Origin of the sequence: Paenibacillus rhizoplanae (assembly GCF_042684125.1) — a bacterium.
Lineage (GTDB): Bacteria > Bacillota > Bacilli > Paenibacillales > Paenibacillaceae > Paenibacillus_AQ > Paenibacillus_AQ rhizoplanae.
The window spans coordinates 1-15,876 of sequence record NZ_JBHUKY010000039.1 but is presented as its reverse complement, the minus strand read 5'-3'; the positions used below and the strand labels follow the sequence as shown (position 1 = coordinate 15,876).

Sequence of the window (15,876 nt, the reverse complement as noted above, 5' to 3'; positions counted from 1 at the left end):
GCGATGCTCGAAAAGCGCAATAGAACGGTTTTTCGCACGGGGTGTGTCCCAGTAACCGCTTCCGCCCTTTGATTTGTATATGTAGTGTTGACGACTACAGCATCATTTAGAATGGATGCGACGGATGCCACCCACTTATTTTCATTCCTGGGGGTGACAAGGCCTCTGTCTTGTCATGCCTGTTTTTCGATTACATTCGGCCTACGTGGCGCGTCCGGTCCAATTGTGGACATTCTGTTTTTAGGCACGCTGCTCATTTTCATGCTGGAGCTGTGCCTTGAAAGACATGTTTGTTTTCGCATACATCGGGTCGATTTCTCTTCATAGCAATACATCGCCCCTCATGACAAGACCTCACTCCTTGGGTTAGCGGCCTTATTTCCAGAACTCTATTCATCTTCCTTCACAATTGCATCCTGAACCTTACCCGCACCCGTAACCTTCGTTGACATATTCAGAATCGCCTGCGTCACCGTTGTCCCTTGATCCAGCTCTATCTTAACCCCTATTGCAGAGGCAGCGGTCTTAAGCGTGCGTATGGAGCCTTTTTGCAGGTGGAGGACGGGCCCTTTGGCTTCAATGTTCACATCTCTGAAATTGCCGTTAAGCGTCACTACGATCCCGGCTGCAAGGCCGGATGGCAGATCAATATCTGTGAACCCTTCTCCGGTACCCTCCCCCTCTTCCAGATTTACACCGGACTGTACCGACAATGCCTTCACCCAGGTTGTACCTTCGGTGACCAGGCGGGCAGTTCCACTATTCTTCTGCACAATCACTTGGTTCATGGTTGTGTTCTTGAGCTGCACTGAGGGATCTCCGCTGCCCTGTATGATGACCTTGCCTAGTACTTCAACACTGTCCAAGTTCACCTCTCCGTTGCCGATCCCTTCCTCCAGGACCAGGTCTCCAAAAATCTTCAGATTCTGCAGCAGCACATCATAGCCGGATACAGTGACATTGTTATAGTATTTGATGGCTCCTGGTTCAAAGCTTCCAAGCCCCTCAGAACGGCTTATAGTTACACTCTGCAAGCCGCCGCTTGTGACATTGTAGTAATCCAGCAGTGCAACCGCTTCGGCCCGGGTCATCGCCTGTTCTGGAGCAAACCGCCCGTCCGGGTACCCCTTCATTCCTCCGGCATTGATCATTGCAGCGACATCGGCTTGGCTCCAGCCTGCAATCTGATCCTTATCGCTGAGCATGGATAATACCTCCGTGCTTCCTGTCTCATAATGCATCATTCTGCTCACCATAATCGCCGCCTCCTGCCGCTTAACGGGATCGCCCGGACGAATGGTGCTTCCGTCCCCCTTGATGATGCCCACTTCCAGCGCTTTGGAGATTTCTTCGTATGCCCAGCTCGTCTTAGGCAGATCGCTGAAATCGGCCTTCACCTTGCTCTCAGTCGTCAGCCCGGCCAACTGGTTGATTAACGCGATAAATTCCGCTCTAGTGATCGCCTGATCCGGCCGGACTGACCCGTCCGCGAATCCCTTCAGCCATCCCTGTTCCAGCCAGCGGCTCATCTGCTTCTGCGCCCAGTGTCCTTCATAATCGGCTGCCGCAGACATATGCCCGGCTGAACCCAGCAGCAAGCCCAGACTCAGCCCGACCGTTACTAATTTTCTTCCTATCATTACTGCGCTCACTCCTAAGTATGTATGTGATGCCAAATGAACCAAGCACCTAATCACAGTGTATCGGAATACATAGCCGTTGGGAACAATATCCAACCATGTGCATCCAGACATGCGAAACAGCCCTGGAGGCCGAGGCTTCCAGAGCTGTTATCACACTGCCCATCCGGCAGCAGGTTATTTAGATAATCGTGTTGTAGACCATGAAGAAAATCATGATCACCAGGGAAACCATCAGCAGCAGACTCATAGTACGGATCTTGGCAGTCTCCGCAGAGACATCACGGTTCTCTCTCATGCCTGCCGCAGCAAGGCGCAGAGGCTTGGTCATAATCCCGCCGAACGCGAACATAGCCAGCAGAAGCACCGTAACAATGATCATCCAAGGTACAGAATACTCGCCCTTGGTCATCATATAGCCGCCGGTCAGCAGCTGGATCACAAGGCCGTATTGGGCAAAACGGTTGAATCCGCCAATAGCACTCAAGGTGCCTTCCTTCGCCGGGGAGGACAGCTTAGCCGTCCCGCTTAAAATAAACGGCAGCACCAGATAGAAACCGAGTGCCAGCGTCCCGATCATATGCAGAAAAAAGAAAACATGACCCATCATAATCTCCTCCAATTTCAATTTGAGGGGCTCCGGCAGATTGCCGGGGTTACATAGTTAACGAAGAAGTCACCGCTCGGACCGAATCAGCGGACTGATCGAGTGCCGCCTGTTCCTCCGCCGTAAGCTCCAGTTCAAAAATCCGCTCAATGCCCTCCGCTCCCAAAAGCGCAGGAACTCCCATGAACAGGTTCTCATAGCCGTATTCACCCTCAAGCAGAGCGATTACCGGTATGATCCGTTTCTTGTCCTTGAGAATAGCCTCCGTCATATGAACCAGCGAGGCAGCCGGAGCATAATACGCGCTGCCGTTCCCCAGCAGGCTGACAATCTCACCGCCGCCGACACGGGTACGCTGCACAATCTCCGCAATGCGCTCTGCCGGGATCAGGGTGTCGATCGGAATACCGCCCACGCTGGAATAACGCACTAACGGCACCATATCATCCCCATGGCCGCCCAGCACGAATCCGCGTACATCCTCCACCGATACATTAAGCTCCTGAGCGATGAAGGTGCAATAGCGGGCCGTGTCCAGTACACCGGATTGTCCAATTACGCGGTTCTTGGGAAAACCGAGCGCATGATACGCCACATAGGTCATGGCATCCACCGGATTACTCAGAATGATCACAATGGACTCTGGAGCCACACGCTTCACATTCTCACAGACCGACTTCACGATACCCGCATTCGTGTTGACCAGATCATCACGGCTCATGCCGGGCTTCCGTGCGATTCCTGCCGTAATGATGACAATATCCGAGCCTGCTGCATCCTCATAGCTGGAGGTTCCGGTAATTTGAGCATCGAAGTTCTGCACGGGTCCCGCTTGAAGCATATCCAGCACCTTGCCCTTGGTCTGATTCTCAAGCTGAGGAATGTCAAGCAGCACTACATTGCCAAGCTCCTTCTGGGCAAGCATAAGCGCCGTAGTCGCGCCGGTGAATCCGGCACCTACGATAGTGATTTTAGAACGTCTGATGGCCATAGTACCCCTCCCTCCGAATATGATGTTGACCTTGAGGCGGCCTGACGCAAGTATAAGCTACACAGATGTGCAGCTTATACTTTGTAGTACTATCCGTCCTGGCCTAATTACAGATGGTTGATGATTTCGTCGGCAAAAGCAGAGCATTTCAGCTCCGTCGCGCCTTCCATTTGGCGGGCAAAGTCATAAGTAACCGTCTTATTGTTAATCGCCGCAGTCATTCCCTTGTAGATCAGGTCAGCCGCTTCCTGCCAGCCCAGATGCTCAAGCAGCATAACGCCGGAGAGAATGACAGAGCCCGGATTCACTACATCCTTGTCTGCATACTTAGGTGCAGTACCATGAGTAGCTTCAAAAATGGCATGTCCCGTAAGATAGTTGATGTTCGCTCCTGGAGCAATACCGATGCCGCCGATCTGGGCAGCCAGTGCGTCGGAAAGATAGTCCCCGTTCAGGTTCAGCGTCGCAATGACATCGAAGTCTGTCGGGCGTGTCAATACCTGCTGGAGTGCAATGTCTGCAATGGCATCCTTGACGATGACCTTGCCTGCTGCTTCAGCTTCCTTCTGGGCAGCATTCGCAGCCGCTTCACCGTCGCGTTCCTTGATGACATCATACTGGTTCCAGGTGAAGACCTTGTCGCCGAACTCCTGTTCAGCCACTTCGTAGCCCCAGTTCTTAAATGCGCCTTCCGTGAATTTCATGATGTTGCCTTTGTGAACCAGGGTCACGCTCTTACGTCCGTGCTTGATCGCATATTCCACTGCCGCACGAACAAGGCGCTTCGAACCTTCTTCGGATACAGGCTTGATGCCGATACCGGAGGTTTCCGGGAAGCGGATTTTGTTCACGCCCATTTCCTTCTGCAGGAATTCGATAACCTTCTTCACTTCAGCGGAGCCTTCCTGATACTCAATACCGGCATAGATATCCTCAGTGTTCTCCCGGAAAATAACCATATCGACCAGCTCAGGATGCTTCACCGGAGAAGGAACGCCGTCGAAGTAACGCACCGGGCGCAGGCATACATACAGGTCAAGCTCCTGGCGCAACGCCACGTTCAGGGAGCGGATTCCTCCTCCGATCGGAGTGGTCAGCGGGCCCTTGATCGCCACAATGTACTCGCGGATCGCTTCCAGCGTGTCGTTCGGCAGCCATTCACCATATGTATTGAAGGCCTTCTCGCCGGCAAACACTTCGTACCACGCAATCTTTTTCTCACCGCCGTAGGCTTTCTCTACAGCTGCATCCAGCACCCGCTTGGAGGCTTTCCAAATGTCACGGCCTGTCCCGTCACCCTCGATGAATGGAATGATCGGCTGATCCGGAACCAGCAGCTTGCCGTCTTCGATTGTAATTTGTTCGCCTTCTGTGGGCAGATCGTATTGTTCCAGTTTCAACATTTGTAGATATTCCTCCTAAAAGTATGATGTACAAGCATTCCTATCATTCATTGTACTAAAGGGGTAGAGCAGCCCGCAAGGGCCGCCCTGCCTGTCACCCTGTTATCGTTCGTCAACAGGGACGTATTTCATGTCGGACATGCCTGTATATTCCGCACGCGGACGGATGATACGGTTGTCTTCGTACTGCTCCAGAATGTGGGCCGTCCAGCCCGAGGTCCGGCTGATCGCGAAGATAGGGGTGAACAGCTCCCGTTCAATCCCCAGCTGTGTGTAGACCGAAGCCGAATAGAAATCCACGTTCGGTTTCAGCCCCTTTTGGCTGGTGATCAGCTCTTCCACCTTGACCGACATGTCATAGAGACTGGTGTCATTCTTCATCGTCCCCAGCTCGCTGGACATCTTCATCAGGTGCTTGGCGCGCGGGTCGCCGTTCTTATAGACGCGGTGTCCGAAGCCCATAATCTTCTCGCGGCGCTCCAGCTTGCCCTGAATATACGGCTCCACCGCGTCCAGGCTGCCGATCTCCTCGAGCATCTTCATTACGGCTTCATTCGCCCCGCCGTGCAGCGGCCCCTTAAGCGCACCGATCGCCGAGGTCACACCGGAATAGATGTCGGACAAGGTCGCAACCGTCACCCGTCCTGCAAAAGTCGAAGCATTCAGCTCATGGTCGGCATGCAGCACAAGCGCCGTATCCAGCGCCTTAACCGACACCGCATCCGGCTCTTTTCCCCACAGCATATAGAGGAAGTTCTCGGCGATGGTCAGGCCCTCTTTGGGCGCTACCGGCTCCAGGCCTTTGCGGATGCGTGCCAGTGTGGCAACTACAGTCGGAATCTGCGCCTGCAGCTTCAGCGCCTTAATCTGGTTCGCTTCCTTGCTCATATCATCGGCTGCTTCATCATACAGCGCCAGACTCGATACGGCTGAGCGCAAAGCGGCCATGGTGTTGGCTTCCTTGGGATACAGCTTCATTTGGGTGAGCACCTGCTCCGGGATCGGAGCATAAGCGCTGAGGTCGCGCCGCAGAGCTTCAAGCTCCGGCACCGTCGGCAGACTGCCGAACCACAGCAAATAAGCAGTCTCCTCAAATGTGGCATGATCTGCAAGATCGTCAATATCATAGCCGCGGTAAGTGAGCACTCCATCTACGATAGAGCTGATCGAGGAGGTCGTTGCAACAATGCCTTCAAGTCCTTTGGTAGCTGTCATAGTTATCTCTCTCCTTTGCCAACAAGAGTGTATAGTGCCGCTTCAAACCTCATGTAAACATTTACATTTGTTAGTATTTCAACTCTCTGAAAAAAAGCTTCAGGACCGGCTCAGAAGATTGCAACTAATTTTCTGCTCTTTAACCTTTAATTATCATACCGGATTTTGACGGTTATGTGAACAACGTGGAAGCTTTACAGCACATCAAATGATTTTATCGGAGGGATAGAAAAAAACGAATGCAAAGAATGTTTCATGATTGCGCTTCCAGGTTAGAGTTATGGCTGCAGTCTGCCCTTTTCTATCGCTGCTAGTCTTTTCACACCCCCTATGAATATACATAAGACGAGCCGTTATTCCTGGAATCCGCCAGAGTGGGAGGGACCGAAGATCGATACACTTGTGCTTAAAAGATTGCTGCGCGGCCTCTGGGTCGTGCTTGCCGCCGCCCTGATTCTGCTGGCTGTCTATGTACTGCTGCCGCTCCTGTATCCCCTGTTGGTCGCCTGGCTGCTAGCTTACCTTATGCATCCCCTTGTCCTGGTGCTTAAAGGGCTGAAGCTCCCCGGCTGGCTCGCTGTATCCCTCTCGCTGCTATTCTACATCGGAGGCACCGCTCTTGTACTGACCGCCCTCATCACAAGACTGGTCAAAGAGCTGATCGGGCTGATTCAGACCTTCGATCTTCATACCGACCAGTGGCGGGAGCTGCTGCTGTCCCTGAGCCGCAATGCCAGCATTCAGAATATTATTAACCAAATCAACCAGTTTTACCACGACAACCCCGGCTATCACGCCACCATTGACAGCAATATCAACCGGACCACTGAAACTGTCGGCCAAGCCGTGACGCAGATGATTACCGGGTTCTTCAATCTCATCCTGAAGCTGATCTCTTCGCTGCCGAGCCTGGGCACCATTCTAATTGTGATCGTGCTGGCTGCCTTCTTCCTCAGCACCGGATGGGAACGGCATAATGCCAAGCTGACCGCCCTGCTCCCAGCCCCGCTGCTAAGACCGGTGTCGGAGATCTGGAAGGATCTGCGCAAGGCGCTGTTCGGCTACATCCGCGCCCAGCTGGTGCTGATCTCCGTAACAGCGGTGATTGTGATCATCGGCCTGCTGTTGCTTGGCGTCAGCTCAGCCTTCGCCATCGGCCTGACCATCGGTATCGTCGATCTGATTCCTTATCTGGGCGTCGGCATCGTCATTCTGCCGTGGGCCTTGTATTCATACATGACCGGGAACATGGCGCTGGCCATCGGGCTGCTGGTGCTCTACGGCGTCATCCTGATCACCCGCCAGGTGCTTGAGCCTAAGGTACTCGCCAGCAGTATCGGCGTCGATCCGCTCGCCATGCTGATCGGCATGTTCGCCGGCCTTCAGCTAATGGGCATGCTCGGCCTGATCCTCGGCCCGGTGCTGCTCGTTATTCTCGACGCATTCGCCCGCGCCGGCGTATTCCGCGCCCTGCGCAGCTATATCCTCAGCGGCAGGCTGCATTAGGGCGGCGCTCGAAACTAGCGGTGGCCCTCCGCCGCGGGAAACTGCCTATAGCACCCCTCCCTAACGCCAAAAAGGCATCCGGCCGCAGCACCCTGCAACTGAACACCTTCTGACAAGCCTGATTACTTCCTTATTACCCACTTACCTGCGGTAGAAGGTGAACGTGCCGTTTTTCATCTTTTTCTCGATCCATTTCAGCAGAAAAACCCGGTAAAGCGGCCGGGTCAGCGGAAATACCAGAGTAAAGCCGATCAGATCCGTGACAAATCCCGGCAGAATCAGCAGCAGACCGCCGAAGAAAATACATAAGCCGTCCAGCATGGTCCGTCCGGGCACCCGGCCTTCCTGCATATGTGTTCTGCTGTCCTGCAGCACTTTCTTGCCTTCGAACCGCATCATTAGCAAACCGATGACCGAAGTAGCCAGCATGATCAGCAGCGTCTTGGGCGCTCCAAGAAAACTTGAGACATAGATGAAACCGAATAATTCCACGGCCGGGACTGCAAATAGGGCGGCCCACAGCCATTTGTTCCTGATCATACTGCTCCTCCTTCTTCTTCCATTAACGCTATTCTTCTTCCTTCAGCGCAGCCAGGATGGCATGGAACAGCTCAGGCTGTGCCCTGTCGATCCGCACCGGCCGCCATTCCCCGTTCAGCCAGACATGGCTCGTCGAGCCGCTGACCAGAAGCTCGCCTGCGGTCCGCTCCTGCCCTTCCTGACCCGCCGCCATCCGGCGGATTTCATATTCATACACAACCCTCAGAGCCGAGAAGGTGGTTAACCGCGCATACACGGTAATAAGATCATCATATCGCGCGGGGCTTTTAAATTGCAAATCTGCAGAGGTCACCGGCAGCAGCAGACCGAGGCCCTCCAGCCTCCGGTAGTCGAAGCCCAGCTCACGGAACATCTCCGTGCGGCCGCACTCAAACCAGATCAAATAGTTGGCATGGTAGACGACGCCCATCTGGTCGGTCTCCTGATAACGTACGCGGATGGAGGTACTGTGCCAGCGGCTGGCCCATCCCGGTTGATGCGGATTCATATTCATGCTCCTTTCTAAAATACAGCCTATCCGGCAGCCATCAGCCCGCTAAGCGCCGATCCCGCCGGATGCAGACTTCAGCGGCAGCTTGCGGCGTGAGCTTCGGGCGACATAGAACAGAAGGGCCGCGCCCGCAGCCGCACTAAGCATACAGGAGAGGTTCATCAGCTCGACCCCGCCCTGATTCAGCAGCATCCCGTTCAACAGATTGCCCAGAATGCCGGCTAACCCGGAGAATACGATGTTAAAGACACTTTGCCCGGTCGCCTGCATCTCCGCTGAGGTAATCTTCGATACATATTCAACCGCCGCGATATAAAAGAACCCGAACGAGAGGCCGTGAAGCACCTGTACGCCGATCATAACCGAAGGGTACGGGAAGGCCACCTGAATTCCCCAGCGCAGCACATAGATCAGCGCACCGAGCAGCAGCGTCCGCTCCATGCCCAGCCTGCGGATCACACGGGAAGCGAAGAACATGGACGGAACATTGGTAATCGACGCCAGGAACAGAGCGATCCCCGCAGAGCTGGTGGACCCTCCGACCGACTGGAAGGCAATGACGAAATAAGTCCCGAACGCCGTCATGGTCTGATTGACCAGAAAGCTGCCGCCAAGGAAGGCCAGGAATATGCGGTTGCCAAGCAGTTTTTTGATCCCCTGGGAGAAGGACTGGCTCATCATATGATTCTCCTCCGCCTGCTTGGGAAGGGTGAAGGCAATCACTACAGCGACGCTATTCAGCAGCAGAAACGGCAGCCAGATGCTTGATACGGAGAACTTGGATACATACTGTCCCCCCGCAATGGCCCCTACGGCGGCGCCTATGCTCATCATCATGCGGATGCTGCCGTAAGTGGCTCCAGCCCTGTTCGCGGCCACTATGGCGTAGGAGTCGGCTATAGGCGCCTGTGTAGAGGAGAAGATCGTGGACACGGTATACACCAGCATCAGCACGATAAAATATTCCGAGCGGTATAGGACCGCAAGCACTGCCGGAACCGCCACGCTCAGAATCAGCACCAGCCGCGCCTGGTTATACCGGTCGGAGACCACTCCCCATAAAGGCTGGACACAGATGGCGATCAGCGTACCCATAGCCATCAGCACGCCGATCTGGCTGACCTCAAGTCCATTCGATTTCAGCAGCAGCGACAGGTAAGATCCGAAGGAGCCCCCGGCCAGTCCCAGAAACAGATAGAACCCGCGCAGCTTTGTTATTTTTTCCATGGGGATTACAAGTCCTCTCTCATTCTTTTTAACAGAATACCCAACCTTCATAGCCGCCTGCTGCATTAAATAGAGCACAACCTATTATGAGGCGGTGGACAAGTGGGCCAAGTCAATAGATTAACACGAAGCAAACCCTGTCTGAAGGATAAACTCAATACGGGCAGAGCCGCCAGTTCAGGCTTCGGCTGGACGTCAAGCAACTGGAGCGGTTATGCCATTTCCGGCAAAAAAGGCAGCTACCGGCAGATATCCGCCGACTGGATCGTCCCTTATGTAAAGCCTACGGTAAAACCTACGTTCTCCTCGGCCTGGATCGGCATCGACGGCTTCAAGAACAGCAGCCTTATTCAGACGGGCACCGGCCATGAGTCGGTGAACGGAAAAGTCCGGTATTATGCCTGGTGGGAGATTCTCCCCGCCTCCGAGACCGTAATTCCTCTCCCCGTCTCTCCCGGCAACCATATGCGCGCTTCCATTGTCAAGATAAGTCCCGGCAAATGGTGCATCACCCTGCGCAATCTCAGCAAATGCTGGGTTTTCCGCACCGTACAGCGCTATAACGGACCGCAAAGCTCTGCCGAATGGATTGTCGAAGCACCGCAGGTAGGGTTCGATATCGCGCCGCTGTCCAAGTTATCCACAGTTTGCTTCACCTGTTGCCAAGTCAATGGACGTAGCCCCAGACTAAAGGTCTCAGACGGCGGCATTATGATCCAGAATAAGAAGCTGCTGGCCGTGCCTTCTCCTCCGCGCTCTTGCGGAAGCGCCTTTTCGGTCAGACGAATTTATCATAAAAGTCCCCCTGCCGTGTATTCCAGGAACCCTATTTATACGACTCCCTGACCTGCCGTCCTGCTCCACACACTCAGGTCCAATATATCCATTTGCATCATCGATATCAAAAAAGAGCAGCGGCAATCAAGCGCCACTGCTCTTTTTATTATATCTTATTCGTGCTGCAGATGCTCTTCCAAATCCTAGTCGGCTGGAATCGTATCTACCTTCACCAGGTTAGTGGAACCGGAACGTCCAAGCGGGATACCTGCAGTGATGACTACAAGATCGCCGGCTTTAACCAGACCGGAAGCTTTACCGCCGTTAAGAGCTGTTTCCAGCAATTCGTCAGTAGAATGAGCTTCAGGACCGAATACAGGAGTTACGCCCCATACCAGCGCCAGCTGACGCATGGTTCTTTCCTGGGTAGTCACAGCAATGATCTGTGATTTAGGACGATATTTGGAAACCACGCGTGCAGTGTGGCCAGTTACAGTCGAAGAAATGATCGCCTTGGCATTCAGATCCAGAGCGGAGATCGCTACGGATTGGCTGATCGCTTCAGTTACAGTAGTTTCTTGAGCAATCTGCTGCTTCATGAAGATCTCACGATGGTTCAGAGCAGATTCTGCTTTCTCAGCAATACGGGACATAGTCAGTACGGATTCTACCGGATATTTCCCGGCAGCAGTCTCACCGGACAGCATGATTGCATCGGTTCCGTCGAAGATTGCGTTCGCTACGTCACTTGCTTCAGCGCGGGTTGGGCGCGGGTTGCGCTGCATGGAATCCAGCATTTGGGTAGCTGTGATTACCGGTTTGCCGGCGATGTTACATTTCTGAATCATCAGCTTCTGAGCCAAAGGTACATCTTCAGCAGGGATTTCTACACCAAGGTCGCCACGGGCAACCATCAGGCCGTCGGATACTGCCAGGATTTCATCCAGGTTATCGACACCTTCCTGGTTCTCGATCTTGGAAATGATCTGGATGTGGGAAGCATCATGCTTCGCAAGCAGTTCACGGATTTCCAGAACGTCGCTGGCTTTGCGTACGAAAGAAGCGGCAATAAAATCAATGTCCTGTCCGATCCCGAAAATGATATCATTGGTATCTTTTTCCGTAATACCCGGCAAGGAGATAGATACTCCTGGTACGTTAACACCCTTCTTGCTCTTGATCGTACCGCCGTTAACAATACGGGTCTTGATTTCAGTGCCTTGAATGTCGACAACCGTAAGGCCGATCAGGCCGTCGTCGATCAGGATCGTCGATCCTACTTGAACATCGTTAGGCAGGTTGTTGTAAGTGATGGAGATACGGTTGTGGTCGCCAAGGATCTCTTCCGTAGTCAATGTCAGATACTCATCCTGAACCAGTTCAATCGGTTCTACTTCCAGCTTGCCTGTACGAATCTCAGGTCCTTTGGTGTCGAGCAGGATGGCAACGGTCTTGCCAAGTTCCTTGGATGCTTGACGGATCGTGTTGATCCGGGCTCCATGCTCATCAAAATCGCCGTGGGAGAAGTTCAGACGGGCCACATTCATACCAGCCAAAATCAATTTTTTGATATTCTCCAACGATTCACTTGCAGGTCCGATCGTACATACAATTTTACTTTTCCGCATTAGGTTTTCCTCCGTTTTTTCGTTCTCTCTGTCTCGTCTTTTCCAACTACAAAATCTACTATAAGGTTCGCTCTCTGTATAGGAACTTTATCACATGTAAAGACATGCACGTTTTATTGCGCCCTTATGAATATTACTGCATGTTGAACACAAAATCAATGTTAGTGCCTGTTTTTGCTGTAAATTAAAGTCGAATAATATAGGATGGCCGATAAAAGAAAAATCATCCTGCAAGAAGAACAGGATGATCGGAATGGGATTAATTGTATAATTGGTCTTGTCCCGATTACGGGCTGGAATAAGCTGGAATATGTTAAAAAGTGCAAACCGGAGGTATCGGCCATGCCGCTCATTCCCCGGAGAGAATCTCCCCGCTTACTCCACAATCTGCACTTCTTCCTGATCGGAATCCTGCTCTAGTAGCGACTCGGAAAACTCGCCGATTTTGCGGAATTTCAGGTAACGGTCTTCCTTCAGCGCCGCTGCATCCATACCAGACAGCTCTTGCAGGTGACGCCAGACCGTGTACTTAATCGCCTCAGCCGCAGCTTCGTAATCCCGGTGCGCACCGCCTCTGGGCTCAGCAATAATCTCCTCGATCACTTCCATCTCCAGCAGATCGGTGGCCGTAATCTTCATGGCCTCTGCCGCCTGCTCCGCCTTGGTTGCATCCTTCCACAGAATCGACGCTGCACCGTTAGGCGAGATCGCAGAATAGATCGCATTCTCCAGCATCAGCACGCGGTTGCCCACGGCCATCGCCAAGGCTCCGCCGCTGCCGCCCTCGCCTATGATCACGCAGATCACCGGTACGGCCAGCTGAGACATCTCGAACAAATTGCGGGCGATCGCTCCCGATTGTCCGCGTTCCTCGGCGGTATTGCCGGGGTAAGCCCCTTTGGTATCAACAAAGGTGATGATCGGGCGGCCGAACTTCTCCGCCTGCTTCATCAGCCGCAGTGCCTTGCGGAAGCCTTCCGGATGGGCACTGCCGAAGAAGCGCAGAATATTCTCCTTCGTATCCTTGCCGCGCTGCTGCCCGATGACGGTCACCGGCTGGCCGTTCAGCTTGGCGATTCCGCCGACTACAGCAAGATCGTCACCGTACAGGCGGTCACCATGCAGCTCGATGAAATCCGTGAAGATAAGCCCGATCAGATCCAGCGAGGTCGGGCGTACGTGATGCCGGGCCAGATGCATCTTCTGGGCCGGGGATATATTGGAATAGATCTCATTCTCCAGTTCGCTGTAGCGCTCTTCAAGCCGGGCTACCTCATCGCTGAAATCAATGCCCTTCTCTTCGCCGAACTGCTTGAGTTCGGCGATTTTTTTGCGCATTTCTACCAGAGGCATTTCAAAAGGCAACTCTCCTGCCAACCTAAAATCCCCCTTTCACATCATGCAGCTCCAGCAGCTTGGTGAGTGTGGAGCGCATTTCCTTACGGTGCACGACCATATCCAGCTGTCCATGCTGCAGATTGAACTCTGCCGTCTGGAAATCCTCCGGCAGCTTCTGGCGGATCGTCTGCTCAATGACAATCCGTCCGGCAAAGCCGAATACCGCTCCAGGCTCGGCAATAATAATGTCGCCCAGGCTGGCAAAGCTAGCGGATACCCCGCCGGTGGTCGGATCAGTAATAATGGAGATATAGAGGCCGCCCGCTTCACTGAACCGGGCCAGCGCGGCACTTGTCTTGGCCATCTGCATGAGACTGAGGATGCTCTCCTGCATTCTGGCCCCGCCGGAGGTGGAGAAGATCAGCATCGGTAATCCCCGCTCTGTCGCTTCTTCAACCGCTCTCGTAATCTTCTCGCCGACCACGGACCCCATGCTGCCGGTGAAGAACTCAAAGTTCATCACAGCTACAATAACAGGATGTCCGCCGATGCTGCCCTGGCCGGTGATTACGGCTTCAACCTGTCCGGTTTTGGACTGCTGCTGCTCCAGTTTGGAGGCATAGCCGGGGAACTTCAGCGGATCAATGGACGCCATCTCGCTATCGAACTCAATGAACCCTTCCGGGTCAAGCGTCATGGCAATCCGTTCCGCCGCATTCAGGCGCATATGATAGCCGCAGGACGGGCATATTTTCAAATTCTTCTCCAGTTCCTTGCTGTACTGGATCGTTCCGCATTTGGCACACTTGCTCATGAGGCCTTCGGGAATCTCCCGCTTGGGGCGCTCGCCTTCTGCCGGTCCGCCGCTTCGCTCCAGACGTTCTGAAGGAATAGTGGCGTACTTCCGTTTTTTCTGAAATAAATCTTTGAACAAGGGTCGCACCTCTTCAGCCGTTTATTTGCGTAAATAGCAGCTTGCCGCTGTCATGAATGCTCTTGAATCTCTACGCCATACTCTTCAGGGATGCAGAATCAGATTGAGAACCTCCTGCACTTCTTCAAGCTCTCCCGAAGGAACCAGAATCTCAAACTGCTGCTTGGACATATTGATGGGACGGCATTTAATCAGAAATCCTTCTTCCGTAAGCTTCCTCTGGATCATCTCCGCCACTTTGGCGGTCGGCGCTATATAGATTACCGTCCACATGCCCTGCAAGGCCTCCCTAATCTCGAATCCAGCCGTATCCTGAATATAATGAAATTATGATAACACAGTTTTCTTTTTTCCCGCAAGCAAGTCTGGCAGGAAGGACTCAGGCCCGGGAGGCCGCACACAACGTATCAGGAGCAGCCGTTATTCGGTCCCGGTCACATGGGGATATACCTTCGCACCCTCATGCCGGTGGGCGATCCGGGCTGAAGCTGCAGCCGCGATTCCGGCCACAAGATCATCCAGAAATACGTGAATGCTCCCCTTATCATCATTCAATTTGCCGATAATTCCAAGCTTTATTTTATCGAGGTAGCCGAAGCTGGTCAGACCGATCATTCCATACACGCTCGTGATGCCCAGCGCCAGAGTCTCGTCCGCCCCATAGAGCGATTCATCCGCTTCCATTACCGCCTGAAACGGCTGGGGCAGCAGCTTCTTCTCGGCCAGCTCATCCAGCGCAATCCCGGTCATGAGCGTATACTGGACCTCTCTTTTGCTCAGGACCGACTTGACACTTACCAGACATTCTTCCTCTGTTAGAGTCGGATAGTAGACCGATTGCAGAATATAGACGATCTCCGCGATCGAGCTCAGCGATACTCCCCGGCGCCCCAGCAGATCCTCCGCCATTTGATAGGACATGATATCATTCCCCTTCCGTACGGGACAATGCCCCGCTATGAATTAGATGAACTTGAGAGTGAAGCCTGACAGATTCATAAGTTCACTCTATTGGTTCCCTAATGTATGCGGATGAGGGGGCAAATGTGCTAAAAAGATCAGGGTTGCCATGCCCCGATTATGGTGCATTGAGTATGCTCATTATTACACCTGTCTGCATGTTCGCTTCGAACATGCTCCAAGGATGGCTTGGCTGCTCCTATCTGAGGCGGACCGTTCCGGCACCCAGCATCTCCTCAATGGCTGCGAACAGCTCCTCCGAGGGCTCGATCCGGTAGCTGTCGCTGAGCGCAAGCACCTTCTGGTTGCGCTCATAGAACAGCAGCGTCGCTGCGGGTCCCGGATGGTTCTGCAGCAGCGCCTGGAGGCGCGGCAGCAGACCCTTCAGCTCAGCGCCCGGCGTGATCTTGATGAAGACACGCTGGGCGCTCTGCGCTGAGTCTGCGAAGCGCTCAGCAGCCGGGGCCTGCCCCGTGCGCAGCGGGGCAGGACTGCCCGGCCGCGCGTCTGACGCGGCCGCGGAAGCGCGCGCACCGGGCGGCTGTGCCGCCGGTGTGCGCGTGCCCGGTGCAGCGGCGGCGCCAGCTGCACCACCGGGC

The 15,876-nt window shown here is 53.8% G+C and carries 15 protein-coding genes and 1 pseudogene; 2 read left to right on the top strand and 14 right to left on the bottom strand.

Annotation, left to right across the window (positions count from 1 at the left end; translation table 11 throughout):
* Nucleotides 1-389: 389 nt before the first annotated feature.
* The 5 genes from ACFSX3_RS22120 to ACFSX3_RS22100 all read right to left on the bottom strand — a co-directional run bounded on the left by ACFSX3_RS22120 (nucleotide 390) and on the right by ACFSX3_RS22100 (nucleotide 5,856).
* Nucleotides 390-1,640 (bottom strand): S-layer homology domain-containing protein, encoded by a 1,251-nt coding sequence (locus ACFSX3_RS22120; RefSeq protein WP_209993400.1) that lies wholly within the window; start codon nucleotides 1,638-1,640, stop codon nucleotides 390-392.
* A 181-nt stretch (nucleotides 1,641-1,821) separates the two neighbouring features.
* Nucleotides 1,822-2,247: a hypothetical protein gene (locus ACFSX3_RS22115; RefSeq protein ID WP_209993482.1), complete on the bottom strand. Its 426-nt coding sequence runs from the start codon at nucleotides 2,245-2,247 to the stop codon at nucleotides 1,822-1,824.
* A gap of 49 nt (nucleotides 2,248-2,296) precedes the next feature.
* Nucleotides 2,297-3,238, bottom strand: a complete 942-nt coding sequence (gene mdh / locus ACFSX3_RS22110; protein ID WP_209993401.1) for a malate dehydrogenase — start codon at nucleotides 3,236-3,238, stop codon at nucleotides 2,297-2,299.
* 107 nt (nucleotides 3,239-3,345) lie between these two features.
* Nucleotides 3,346-4,641 carry an NADP-dependent isocitrate dehydrogenase gene (gene icd, locus ACFSX3_RS22105; RefSeq protein WP_209993402.1) on the bottom strand — a complete coding sequence of 432 codons (1,296 nt, stop codon included), beginning with the start codon at nucleotides 4,639-4,641 and terminating at the stop codon, nucleotides 3,346-3,348.
* A gap of 102 nt (nucleotides 4,642-4,743) precedes the next feature.
* Nucleotides 4,744-5,856, bottom strand: coding sequence for a citrate/2-methylcitrate synthase (locus tag ACFSX3_RS22100; protein WP_209993403.1), 1,113 nt, complete (start codon nucleotides 5,854-5,856; stop codon nucleotides 4,744-4,746).
* A gap of 390 nt (nucleotides 5,857-6,246) precedes the next feature.
* Here ACFSX3_RS22100 and ytvI point away from each other — a divergent pair, with 390 nt between their 5' ends.
* Nucleotides 6,247-7,362, top strand: coding sequence for a sporulation integral membrane protein YtvI (ytvI, locus tag ACFSX3_RS22095; RefSeq protein ID WP_209993483.1), 1,116 nt, complete (start codon nucleotides 6,247-6,249; stop codon nucleotides 7,360-7,362).
* Between the two features lie 141 nt (nucleotides 7,363-7,503).
* Here ytvI and ACFSX3_RS22090 read toward each other — a convergent pair whose 3' ends face one another.
* Genes ACFSX3_RS22090 through ACFSX3_RS22080 form a run of 3 tightly spaced genes read right to left on the bottom strand, consistent with a single transcriptional unit; the run spans nucleotide 7,504 to nucleotide 9,640 of the window.
* Nucleotides 7,504-7,902 carry an FxsA family protein gene (locus ACFSX3_RS22090; RefSeq protein WP_036695825.1) on the bottom strand — a complete coding sequence of 133 codons (399 nt, stop codon included), beginning with the start codon at nucleotides 7,900-7,902 and terminating at the stop codon, nucleotides 7,504-7,506.
* A 28-nt stretch (nucleotides 7,903-7,930) separates the two neighbouring features.
* The gene (locus ACFSX3_RS22085; RefSeq protein WP_209993404.1) at nucleotides 7,931-8,410 is read right to left on the bottom strand and encodes an acyl-CoA thioesterase; all 480 of its coding nucleotides are present in this window, start codon (nucleotides 8,408-8,410) and stop codon (nucleotides 7,931-7,933) included.
* A gap of 48 nt (nucleotides 8,411-8,458) precedes the next feature.
* Nucleotides 8,459-9,640 (bottom strand): MFS transporter, encoded by a 1,182-nt coding sequence (locus ACFSX3_RS22080; RefSeq protein ID WP_209993405.1) that lies wholly within the window; start codon nucleotides 9,638-9,640, stop codon nucleotides 8,459-8,461.
* Between the two features lie 102 nt (nucleotides 9,641-9,742).
* On the opposite strand from ACFSX3_RS22080, the gene ACFSX3_RS22075 reads away from it, so the two are divergent.
* Nucleotides 9,743-10,486 (top strand): G1 family glutamic endopeptidase, encoded by a 744-nt coding sequence (locus tag ACFSX3_RS22075; RefSeq protein ID WP_209993406.1) that lies wholly within the window; start codon nucleotides 9,743-9,745, stop codon nucleotides 10,484-10,486.
* A gap of 134 nt (nucleotides 10,487-10,620) precedes the next feature.
* Here the strand turns inward: ACFSX3_RS22075 and pyk are convergent, their stop codons facing one another.
* From pyk to ACFSX3_RS22045, 6 genes and pseudogenes are all read right to left on the bottom strand, one after another.
* The gene (gene pyk, locus ACFSX3_RS22070) at nucleotides 10,621-12,045 is read right to left on the bottom strand and encodes a pyruvate kinase (RefSeq protein ID WP_036725599.1); all 1,425 of its coding nucleotides are present in this window, start codon (nucleotides 12,043-12,045) and stop codon (nucleotides 10,621-10,623) included.
* Nucleotides 12,046-12,420: 375 nt separating this feature from the next.
* Complete coding sequence (locus tag ACFSX3_RS22065) at nucleotides 12,421-13,422, bottom strand: acetyl-CoA carboxylase carboxyltransferase subunit alpha (protein ID WP_209993407.1); 1,002 nt, start codon at nucleotides 13,420-13,422, stop codon at nucleotides 12,421-12,423.
* A 1-nt stretch (nucleotide 13,423) separates the two neighbouring features.
* On the bottom strand, nucleotides 13,424-14,317 hold the full coding sequence (gene accD, locus ACFSX3_RS22060; protein WP_209993408.1) for an acetyl-CoA carboxylase, carboxyltransferase subunit beta: 894 nt from the start codon (nucleotides 14,315-14,317) through the stop codon (nucleotides 13,424-13,426).
* 84 nt (nucleotides 14,318-14,401) lie between these two features.
* Complete coding sequence (locus tag ACFSX3_RS22055; RefSeq protein ID WP_036700684.1) at nucleotides 14,402-14,590, bottom strand: hypothetical protein; 189 nt, start codon at nucleotides 14,588-14,590, stop codon at nucleotides 14,402-14,404.
* 147 nt (nucleotides 14,591-14,737) lie between these two features.
* Nucleotides 14,738-15,238, bottom strand: coding sequence for a phosphatidylglycerophosphatase A family protein (locus ACFSX3_RS22050; protein ID WP_209993409.1), 501 nt, complete (start codon nucleotides 15,236-15,238; stop codon nucleotides 14,738-14,740).
* 238 nt (nucleotides 15,239-15,476) lie between these two features.
* Nucleotides 15,477-15,876 (bottom strand): annotated as a pseudogene (locus ACFSX3_RS22045) (DNA polymerase III subunit alpha); the annotation flags it as partial.

Coding starts and splice junctions, on each gene's coding strand:
- ACFSX3_RS22120 (WP_209993400.1), bottom strand. CDS start 1,640: ATGATAGGAAGAAAATTAGTAACGGTCGGGCTGAGTCTGGGCTTGCTG.
- ACFSX3_RS22115 (WP_209993482.1), bottom strand. CDS start 2,247: ATGGGTCATGTTTTCTTTTTTCTGCATATGATCGGGACGCTGGCACTC.
- mdh (WP_209993401.1), bottom strand. CDS start 3,238: ATGGCCATCAGACGTTCTAAAATCACTATCGTAGGTGCCGGATTCACC.
- icd (WP_209993402.1), bottom strand. CDS start 4,641: ATGTTGAAACTGGAACAATACGATCTGCCCACAGAAGGCGAACAAATT.
- ACFSX3_RS22100 (WP_209993403.1), bottom strand. CDS start 5,856: ATGACAGCTACCAAAGGACTTGAAGGCATTGTTGCAACGACCTCCTCG.
- ACFSX3_RS22090 (WP_036695825.1), bottom strand. CDS start 7,902: ATGATCAGGAACAAATGGCTGTGGGCCGCCCTATTTGCAGTCCCGGCC.
- ACFSX3_RS22085 (WP_209993404.1), bottom strand. CDS start 8,410: ATGAATCCGCATCAACCGGGATGGGCCAGCCGCTGGCACAGTACCTCC.
- ACFSX3_RS22080 (WP_209993405.1), bottom strand. CDS start 9,640: ATGGAAAAAATAACAAAGCTGCGCGGGTTCTATCTGTTTCTGGGACTG.
- pyk (WP_036725599.1), bottom strand. CDS start 12,045: ATGCGGAAAAGTAAAATTGTATGTACGATCGGACCTGCAAGTGAATCG.
- ACFSX3_RS22055 (WP_036700684.1), bottom strand. CDS start 14,590: ATGTGGACGGTAATCTATATAGCGCCGACCGCCAAAGTGGCGGAGATG.
- ACFSX3_RS22050 (WP_209993409.1), bottom strand. CDS start 15,238: ATGTCCTATCAAATGGCGGAGGATCTGCTGGGGCGCCGGGGAGTATCG.